The organism is Synechococcus sp. R8-2 (genome assembly GCF_047461715.1).
Taxonomy (GTDB): Bacteria; Cyanobacteriota; Cyanobacteriia; order Thermostichales; family Thermostichaceae; genus Thermostichus.
In genome coordinates, this window is sequence record NZ_JANSHQ010000136.1 from 1 (window position 1) to 10,346 (window position 10,346).

Sequence of the window (10,346 nt, forward strand, 5' to 3'; positions counted from 1 at the left end):
GGCCTCAGCAGCGCGGAGCGCTCGAACACCCCCTTGGGCCACCCAAAACAAAAACCCCTCTCTCTTTGGAAGAGGGGCTGGGGTTGAGGACGGAAATTCAAGCTCGATCAGTAAAGGGCTTCTTCTTGGTGGGTGATGATGGTGCAGTCGGAAGTAGGGTAAGCCACACAGGTCAGCACATAGCCCTGCTCGATCTGATCATCATCCAGGAAGGACTGATCGCTTTGATCCACCGTGCCGCTCACCAGCTTGCCGGCACAGGTCGAACAGGCACCGGCGCGGCAGGAATAGGGCAGCTCGATCCCTTGCTCTTCCGCCACGTCCAAAATGTATTCGTCATCCGGCACATCGATGGTGACGTTTAAGCCTTGCTCCTCGTTGATCAGAGTGACCTTGTAGGTAGCCATCCTGGTTGGGTCTCCAGAAAAAACATCCACTCCTCATCCTGCCACCCTTCTGCCCCGGATCAAGCATCCTTTTGTGAGGAAATAGGCAAATCTTCCGGTTTTTTGCAGATGGATCCGCAAAAGCCATGCCGGGCAAGGATTCTGACTGCTCTTCCGGTGGCTCCACCTGCTTTGCTCCCAGAAGCCGCCACCCGACTCCTTCCCGGGACCCTGCCCGGTGTCTGTGACCCACGTCACCTTTGATCTTGTCCAGAAAAAATCGGCAGTACTTGCCAAAGCGGGCTAATGGGCTTGTATGATAAGCAGAGTAAACAGACGAGCCGCTTATCCAAGCGCGTGTGCGTCTTTCCTCGATTGGCTCTTTCCTACGGCCTGGCTTGCCCTGGGCGAGTTGATCGGGTAAGTTAAGGGAAGTGTTCAGCCGAACCCCACTTTTTTGGTTAAGAGGAGAACAATGAACGGAACAATGCACAAGTGGCTCCTGAAGTCACTCGGGTCTCTGTCTCTGGCTTCCACAGTGGTGCTGCTGCCCCTGCTGCTCACCGGCTGCGGTGAAAGCAGCACCGGCACTGTTACACCCGTGCCGCCCCCACCCCCACCACCCCCACCAGCTCCCCCGGCTCCGCCGCCACCACCTCCCACGCCGACTCCCACTCCCACACCCGTAGGCCGCGTCATCAGCATCAGCCCTGCGGATGGGGCGACCAACGTTGCTATTAATACTCGCATTGTCATTCGCTTCAGCGAGCCGGTGCGGGTGGCTCCTTTGGAGCAGGCTCTTCGCATTACTTCCGTAGAGCCGCAACAGGGGAGGGTGCCGCCGCGAGACATCGCCTTTAACGCCGACCGCACCGAAGTTACCATCACCTTCCGCGAGCCACTGAGCAATGACTCGGTGTATCTGGTTACCATTTCGCGGGCGGTGCCAGATCTGTTTGCCTCAGGGCGCAGTTTGCCGGAAGATTTTGAAGCCATCTTCACCACTGGCAATGTGGCTGTTTCGGGCGACCCGATTAGCCTGCTGCCGACGCAACTGGCCGCTCTCACCCCAACAGGGCAAGTCTTCTCTAACCCCACCGCTATTCCTGTTGGCTTTGGCATCCGCCGCGCAGGTGCGGCTGAGAACCTGCCGGTGGGGGTTTACAGCGACTATCGGGCGGTGCTGTCCTTCCCGATTCCGGCCAGCATTCCGGGCAATGCGGTGGTGCAGGCAGCCCAGTTGACGCTGGTGCAGTTGCCCTCCAACGACTCGGCAGTGTTTGGTGATTTTGGCGACAGGGGACGGGGCTTCTTCTTCCTGGATCCGACACCGCACAACCTGCCGTCCAACAACGTGGTGTTCCAGGAAGTGACCTTGGGTGCGCCCAACAACGTGGTGTCCAGCGACTTCTTTGCGCCAGCTTCCACGCCCACCTTTGTGGCTCTGAGCATCAACGGCAACGTGTTGGGTGGGGATGTGTCGGCGGGGCCGCGCACGGCGGATGTGCGGCCTGGGGTGCAGCGGTCGGTGTCGGCGCCAGGCCCGCGCTTCTACCAGGTGCGGCTGCAGTGTGCGCGGGAAGTGTGGAACAACCAGGCGACCCCGGTATTTTTGGTTACCACGGGGACGACGTCGGTGACCACCACGGGCATTGTGACGGCGACGCAGCGCTTCAATGTGACGGCAACGCAGACCTTTGCCATCACGGGCGTGGCAAGCGCGACGGTTTCTCAGACCGTCACGGGCGCGGTAACACTACCGATCACTGGGAGCTTCACAGCTTCCGGCACCTTCTCGGGTACTGCTAGTGGAGCTACAGGAGAGCGAACTTTCACCTTCAGTGTCAGTACGAGTGCCACGTTCACCGTTTCCAATTCCCTCACAGCGGGCTTTGGTGCAACCGCTGAAGTCTCGGCAACGGTGTCGGCTGCTTTCACCGGTACGGTTGTCGGCTCCGAAACCCGCTCCGAGGAGGTCACGGTCACTGGCTCCGTCACGGCTTCTGCCACCACCACCGTCCTTCCCTTCACCCGTCTTTCTCCCCCCAATGCTGGCTTTGAAGTCAGCCAGGGGCCCAGCGGGGTCTGCCGCGCCGAGTTCGACCGGGAGCCGGCCACGGGTACGGGTGCTGGCCCTATCACCACCGCTCGCGGGCCGCGGCTGGACATCACCTTCACCATCCCGCGGTAGTCCATACACTCTATCTGGCTTTAGGGCTGGGTCTGTTGACTTTTAGGCGGCAGACGTTCAGATGGAAAAGGTGGGTGGGTCTTAAGTGCCTACCCACTTTTCTAGGCTGTTAAGCCTACCAAAGGCAGGTGAAGCACTATTCGTTTGATAGAATTGTCTAAGTTAAGACTCAGGGATATGGGAACCGAAATTCAAAAGCTCCTTAAGCAAGCATTTGGCCATCATCAGTCGGGCGAGTGGGATCAGGCCGAGGAATGCTACCTAGAAATCTTAAAGCTAGAACCCAACCATCTTGATGCTACTCAGTATTTGGGTATACTGGCCTACCAACAACAACAGTATGTCAAATCTATAGAATACTTAGAACGGTGTATAGGTCTTGGTCAAAGGTCGGCATCGTTGTATGTCAACTTAGGTGCAGTCTACGAGAAGCTAGATCAGCTAGAAAAGGCCCTAGAATGCTACCGACAAGCTACCCAAATAGATCCAGAAAGTCTCAACGCAAACTTTAACTTAGGTCTGGCTCTAATTCAACTCGAGCAGTGGGAAGAAGCCCAGAAAGCCTTTCTAAAAGTTTTAGAGTTGAACCCTCAAGAGTATGAGGCAGCTTATTTTCTTGGGCAAGTCTTGCTGAAGTTAGGTCAGGTCAATAGTGCCATCAGCATCCTAAAAAAAGCAGTAAAGGACAAGTCGGATTACGTTGAGGCTCATCTTCAGTTGATTGATGCCCTCTCTTTAGCTGGAAATAAAGAAGAGGCAATTCAACACGCGAGACAAGCAGAACCGCAATTTCCGGCTAGTGCTGATTTACAGCTTAAGCTAGGTTTATTGCTGGCAGAGTCGATGCAGTATGAAGATGCGATTGTTGCCCTAGAGAAAGCCTTGATGATCAAGCCTTCTGCTGTTATTCATCTAAATCTTGGGAAAATCTATGGCGAAATTGGTCAAGAAGATAAGGAAATAGCGCACTACAAAAAAGCTATAGCAATCAATCCAACCTATGCGAAAGCCTACAATAACTTGGGGGCGGCACTAAGCCGAAAGATACGACACCAAACTGCAACAGAGATAGCTGCACAGGAACTAAGCTTGGGAGGTAAAAAAGATCTTGAAAGTCAATGCCAAATTATTCAAGCTGCAAGAGACTGCTTTCAGATTGCTATTTCTCTAGATTCGGAATACGCTGAAGCTCATCACAACCTAGGTATTCTCTACAGGGCAGAAAAGCGGCTAGATCTAGCCAGATATCATATATGCCTTGCTATTGAGATCAACCCAGAAGAATCAGATTACTGGCACAGCTTAGGATGCTGCTACTTAGACTTTGCCATAGCCGACAAGGCAGTTAGATGTTTTGAGCGAGCGATCGGCTTAGATCCAACATCTGCTCGAGCATATAACAACTTGGGTCTTGCTCATCGACTACTGCAAAATAGAGAGGAAGCAGAGTTCGCTTTTCACAGAGCTGCAGAGCTTTCGCCGGACTTTGCAGAAGTCTATTGCAATATCGGAGTCAGACTCTTCGAGCAGAAAAAGTACGATGATGCTCTGGAGCACTTCCAGGAAGCGATAAGACTTAAGCCTGAGCTAGCCGATGCCTATTTTTACAAGGGCTTAACCCTTAGCAAGCAATCCCGGACTCAAGACGCGATAGATAGTTATTTGCTAGCTATCGAGAGGAAGCCAAACTTTGCTGCTGCATATCAGAGTTTGGGTGGTGCTTATCTAGAGCAATGCAGACTGGACGAAGCTCTAGAGAACTACAGGAAGGCCCTGGAAGTTGCTCCTGGCTTCGCAGGTGCAATGTCGAATATCCTAATGGTTTCACATTATTCTGAGAAGTTTGACCCTGTGGAAACATTTATAGAGCATCAAAAGTGGGGTATTTCCTACCAAAGCCAGTATCAAAGCCACTGGAGACCTTATGCAAACTCGCGAACTACCCAGCGTCCCCTCAAGATTGGCTATCTATCGGGTGATTTTCGATTGCACTCGGTACATTTTTTCATGAGCTCAATCTACGATTGCCACAACCAGGAAAAATTCCAAATCTACTGCTACTCAAATGTTGATCAACCTGACACAGTAACTGAGCAGCTCTCCAAATGGTCAACGGGATGGCGAGATATTCACAAGCTAAGTGACGAGAAAGCTGCAAAGTTAATCAGAGAAGATCAGATTGATATTCTAGTGGATCTAAGTGGCCATACCGGCGGCACAAGAGTACACTTAATGGCTTTGCGTCCGGCCCCTGTACAAGTTACGTACCTTGGCTACCCCGACACCACAGGTATGACCGTCGTGGACTACAGGATAACAGATAGTTTTGCCGATCCTTATGATGTAACCGATAGTCTGCACACAGAGAAATTGATAAGGATGCCTCATAGCTTTCTTTGTTACAAGCCCTCTCGTGAGGCACCGGAGATTGTGGATCCTCCTGTGGTTAGAAACGGCTTTATCACGTTTGGATGCTGCAACAACCCTTCCAAGATCACTCCCAGAGTCATTAAGTTATGGGCAGATGTATTGAAGGCAGTGCCCCATTCAGTTCTGCGCCTGAAAAATCAGCGATATAGAGATGAAAGCACCTGTAAACTCTTTTTGGAAAGAATTGGAAGACACGGCATTCCAGACGAGAGAGTCAAGCTAGAATATGATAGACAGGGCTTTGCCGAGCATTACGCAGCCTATGGAGAAGTGGATATTGCTCTGGATCCCTTCCCTTACAACGGAACAACGACAACCTGCGAAACATTATGGATGGGAGTTCCGGTAATCACTCTGGAAGGTCTAGCACATGTTTCCAGAGTTGGAGTATCTATCTTGAGAACAGTGGACTTGCCGGAATTAATCGCACAGACGGAGCAAGACTACATTCGCATTGCCTCAAGGCTGTCTGAAGACATAGATCTTTTGGTCTGGATAAGGAGAACCATGCGGGAGCGACTCTCGCAATCACCACTTCTTAACGGCAAAACTTTTACAGCTTTCTTAGAGAAGGCTTACATCCTAATGTGGGAACAGTATTGCCAAGATAGAAAAGCTAGAATTAGGTTTACAGACTTGCCGTTCAAGTTTCGCAAGCACCCAAACTTAGCTCAACTCAGAAAGTAAGTTAGCTAGTAGGAGCAGACGACGAGAATGCTTAATCTACACATCGGTGGTAAAGAACCACATCCTGACTGGAAAATACTTAATATTTCGCCCTCTCCTGAGGTTGACTATGTTGCAAACGCAATAGATCTCAGTATGTTTGAGAACGAGAGCGTAGATCAAATATATGCCTCTCATGTTCTTGAGCATCTTAGTTGTCAAGAAGCAGGTGTGGCCTTAACAGAGTGGTATCGAGTCCTCAAGAAAGGAGGAAAGTTATTTGTTTCTGTACCTAATCTAAAGACGCTGTCCAAGCTTATACTAAGAGGTGATCTCTTGTACGACGAATTGATATATGTTATTAGCATGATTTACGGCGGTCAAATTGACCAGTATGACTTCCATAAATACGGCTATACCATTGAAAACCTGACTCACCTGCTTAAGACCGTTGGTTTTGGCTTTATCATTCAAGTAGACCAATTTGGCATGTTTAGAGATGCAAGCACAGTTGTCTACTGCAACGAACTTATCAGCCTAAATGTAATTGCCCACAAAGAGTGAGGGGAACCATGTCTGAGCTGTCCATAGCCTCTGTTTTGGGAACCTCAATGCCTCGGATTAAAGTAATTGCCGTAGGGACATCTGATATTGGAGCTCCTGAGATATATGCCGAAATCATTCGGAAGGACTATGGAGAGTTAATTGGATTCGAGCCTGATCCTGAGGCTTACAACCGCTTAATTGAGAGAATTCGACAAGGTGATGGCAGTTCTAACGTCTTATACCTTCCTATGGCGGTTGGCGATGGTTCTGAATCTAACCTTTACCTGACCAACAGCGGAATGACATCCTCTCTGTTTAGACCCAATTATCATCTGTTGGAAAAGTTTCACGATCTGGCTGAGCTTTACCAAGTTGTCTCAGAGAAGAAAGTAAAGACTGTTCGATTGGATGATTTGGAAGAAGTCTCAGACGCTGACTGGCTTGTTATGGATACTCAAGGCAGTGAGCTAAATATTATTCGCGGAGCTAGCCGTCTCCTAGAGGAGAGCATTGTAGTAGTTCAAACTGAGGTTCTATTTATCCCTCACTACATCGGCCAGCCGTTGTTCTCTGATATAGATATCGCTCTGAGAGAATGCGGCTTTCTAATTCATAGCTTAACCGGGATTTCCTGTCCACTTATGAAGTCATTTCCGAAGAGCCTTACGTCTTTGCGCACTCAGGCATCTTGGACAGACTTTATTTATGCAAAAGACTTTATGCGATTGGGAGAGCTGACATCAAGAAAGCGGCTAGCGCTTGCCACGATCCTCCATGAGGTCTATCGTTCTTATGACTTATGCTCTCACGTTCTCAGAACTCATGATGAGATAGAAGGTACTTCATTTTACGACATCTACATTTCAAAGCTCTAGGATCTTAGACTTTTTGCCTTTGATTTGAGGAAAGACCACATTCGCTTAGCGGCCTGTTCCCAGGTCATGCTTTTCGTATAATCTAATCCTCGTGAGAGTATGGTATTTCTATACCTTGTATCTCTTAGCTGATCAATAGTCTGCGATATGACATGCGGCTGCATGGATATCTCAATCCAAGGGTCAGTTTCTGTAGGCTGCCTTAATTGATGATCTTCAGATTCTCTCAAGATAATGACCGGGCAACCGCATCTCATTGCCTCGAAAGCGTAATTGCCCATTCCAAGTTCAGGTTCAATCTCAAACAATCCAACAGCTCCTGTGTAAAGCAGTGGTAAATCATCAGAACAAAGCCTAAGGTTATGGATTCGAGATCGAATTGGCTTGGATAAATCCATAACAGATTCTAGTGGCACATCAACTTTACTTCCATCAACTGATAGGTAAACAAGCTCAGGGACTTGTCCAGATACTAATTCGCTTACACTATCCAAGAGAGCAAATAGAGCTATCTTTCTTCGTTCCCCCGTTCCCGCTCTAAAAATGATATAGGGACGAGTTAGGTCTTTTTCTTCCCGAAACTTTCTTACCTTTAGAGGGGGCGATGGCATCAAGTCACTGTGCAGACCTGGGTAGATAACCTCAATATCTTCACTAGAAATACCTGGATATTTCCTCATTAAATCTGATGACACCCACTTGGAAGGACATATAAATGCCGATGCAGCCAAAATGGTATTATGTTTCTCCTGTGCTGCTAAGCTTGATAAGAACTCTTGGACTTCGTCCATACTATAAACCATAGCTACGCTTGAGGTTTTGAGGGGATACGTATACAAAGTTGAGATAAAAATGGATGCATTGACTTGATCACAGGCACTTTGCAGACCTATATGATCAGACTCAGCATTCTCATAGCTGTAATCAGGGATTAGGGCTACAACAGTGTCGCCTGGAAAACCTATACGTTGGCTTTCTCTCACTAAGACTATAAAGTCTCGAGTATATCCAAGCCTTACCCACTCACCTATGACGTTGCACCAGAAACTTGTAATAGAGGGTGGAGTCTCTAAATTAGGCTGTAGGGCAACACCATCAACAACGATCATTGCTTTTCCTCAACCAGATCCCAAAGTAAAGAAGACAGGCTTGGATCAAGCTCTTTGGAGGGGAATGAGCCTTCTTCTAAGATACCCTCTCTCTTAAGGTTCACGTAGCGAGCTTCCGGCACCGCCACTAAGTTTACAGTCGAGAGGTTGCGAGCTTGTTTGCGAGCCATTGATAACTCATTCAAAGCGGGGTTATATGCAAAGAAAGTATATCCTAGCTCTGATAAGTAAGAAGAAACTTCTCGTGATGCAGATCCTAAATCACCTTTTGCCTCTACTTGAATGATGGGGCTACAACTCTTTATGAGTTCTCGGCCACCTCGTATAACGTCAAAGGAGTCGGTAAAAACATCCACCTTGATCATATCAACTGAGGGGCATTCCAGAGAGCGCCACCATTCGTCTAGTGTAACTTTTTGAACGGTTTTTACAGGATGAGTTATTCCAACTAGACTTTTTACTACTCGATTATACGCGCTATCATCACTTTCTAGGAAGTATGCCTTTCCTGACTCACTATCCAGCGCACAAGGGATTACTGTAACTTGTGGTAGCTGATTCATGTTTGCATTGTGTTTCAGTATTTCCACACAAGCCTGAGTCGGCTCAAATGCAACTACCTTTCCTTCAGAACCTACTGCCTGAGCCGCAACAAGAGTGTATGAACCTACGTTTGCCCCCACATCTATAAATGTCATTCCCGGTTTTAGGTAAGACTTGACAAAGTCAATCTCCGCCTCAAACCATCTTCCTTGGGCCAAATGACAATGGGTAACGACCGAATCCAGACTGCCTTCCAGACTCATGATGTGGTTTTCATATGGCACATCAATAACTTCTATTGAGTTCTTTTGACTTGATAGCTTTGGATTATCCGTTTTTCCTCGAAAGAAACTCGCAGATACTTGAAAGCAAGCCTCAGTCCACTTTCTAATGGCTTTTGTGGTTGCTTGGGCTTGATTTTGCCTCAGGTAATGTATACCTTCGACCTGCAAACTTCTGGATAATCCAAGACCTACGACTGCTTGGGCTTGTAAATCCTTTGGGTAAATGGCTGCGGCAATGCGCCAGAAGGGCATCGCCTGAGGTTGGTAGCATAATGCTATCCTTTCAGCTATCCAACGAGCTAGGTAGTACAGGTACTGATCTACAGACGGAAGAGCCAGACCAAAATCGTCTTCTAGCTGAAAGTAGGGAGAATCAATCCGCCATGCTAGTTCGTAACCTTCTGTGTTGGGAGGGGGAATATCTCTCCACTTCTCTGGGTCTAGCTCTAGCTGGTTCAGAAGCTTTACTGCTTCTTCCATAACAGTGAAAGAGACCCCTAGAACCCAAAGCGAATGGAGTCTATTTAATAAGCAAGGCAGATGATTTGGTTCAACGTCAGCGCCTTGGTTCCAGTAGTAAAGCGCTACTGACCAAGCATTTCTTCTTTCCTTGGACGTGGGAGCTGTCGCCGCTATGCGAATTTGATTAATCCCAAGGGTGTTCCAGGTTGAGCCTGTTTCGAAAGATGTAGCTACCATTCTCTATACCTAGATTTAACTCAGAGTCTGGACAGGATTAGACCACCTAAAATAGGTACCGGTAAGAGCTCTTGACTTCGCCATCTAATCACCTTAATCATTGCTGAGCAGGCTCAAATTTTTCTTGATCCAAAACCTATGTCTGGGGAAATCTTCATTACATAAGAACTGTGCCGGAACTATTCCGAATGAGTATCATCTTTGAACATATAAACTCACCACTCTCACCAACATGAGGGAACCGCAGCCACAGTCTTTCCGAGGACCACTAAATGCTATCATAGTTTTCATCCTGTAGGATCCCGTTAGAGAGTCAGCTTGGGTAAGTCTAGGTTAAGTATTGTGTAGGAAGCACTGCGCAAAGTTGGAGGCTCCCTTGTCTGCCCGTTGTCTGTGGAGTTGTCTGGCCAGGTTTTGGCAGGTTGGGTATCTCTTCAGCCGCATCTCAGAGCTCAAGCTGTATAATTCGCCTTTGCCTTCTCAGCTAACATCTGTCGAACTTGCCCTGAGGCAGTGCATTTTGCGAGGTTACACTCATGTCGCGATACATCAGTACCTATGCTCTCATCTTTACCTTGGGCAGTGTAATCGCCTGCACACAGGCAGCTCCTGTGCAA

7 protein-coding genes are annotated in these 10,346 nt (G+C 48.4%); 4 read left to right on the top strand and 3 right to left on the bottom strand.

The window, feature by feature from the left end; all coding sequences use genetic code 11:
* Positions 1-107 precede the first annotated feature (107 nt).
* The gene (locus NW819_RS03845) at positions 108-407 is read right to left on the bottom strand and encodes a ferredoxin (protein ID WP_011433206.1); all 300 of its coding nucleotides are present in this window, start codon (positions 405-407) and stop codon (positions 108-110) included.
* A gap of 454 nt (positions 408-861) precedes the next feature.
* On the opposite strand from NW819_RS03845, the gene NW819_RS03850 reads away from it, so the two are divergent.
* From NW819_RS03850 to NW819_RS03865, 4 genes are all read left to right on the top strand, one after another.
* Positions 862-2,577 carry an Ig-like domain-containing protein gene (locus tag NW819_RS03850; RefSeq protein WP_414412942.1) on the top strand — a complete coding sequence of 572 codons (1,716 nt, stop codon included), beginning with the start codon at positions 862-864 and terminating at the stop codon, positions 2,575-2,577.
* 177 nt (positions 2,578-2,754) lie between these two features.
* Entirely contained in the window at positions 2,755-5,694 is a 2,940-nt protein-coding gene (locus NW819_RS03855) for a tetratricopeptide repeat protein (RefSeq protein ID WP_414412943.1), read from the top strand.
* Positions 5,695-5,721: 27 nt separating this feature from the next.
* Entirely contained in the window at positions 5,722-6,237 is a 516-nt protein-coding gene (locus NW819_RS03860) for a class I SAM-dependent methyltransferase (protein WP_414412944.1), read from the top strand.
* 8 nt (positions 6,238-6,245) lie between these two features.
* Entirely contained in the window at positions 6,246-7,094 is an 849-nt protein-coding gene (locus tag NW819_RS03865; RefSeq protein WP_414412945.1) for an FkbM family methyltransferase, read from the top strand.
* Here NW819_RS03865 and NW819_RS03870 read toward each other — a convergent pair.
* Entirely contained in the window at positions 7,091-8,203 is a 1,113-nt protein-coding gene (locus NW819_RS03870; protein WP_414412946.1) for a hypothetical protein, read from the bottom strand. The two genes, NW819_RS03865 and NW819_RS03870, sit on opposite strands and share 4 nt — an antisense overlap.
* A complete protein-coding gene (locus NW819_RS03875) occupies positions 8,200-9,729 on the bottom strand; it encodes an FkbM family methyltransferase (protein ID WP_414412947.1) in 1,530 nt (509 codons plus the stop codon). Before NW819_RS03875 ends, NW819_RS03870 begins: the two co-directional genes overlap by 4 nt.
* Positions 9,730-10,346 lie beyond the last annotated feature (617 nt).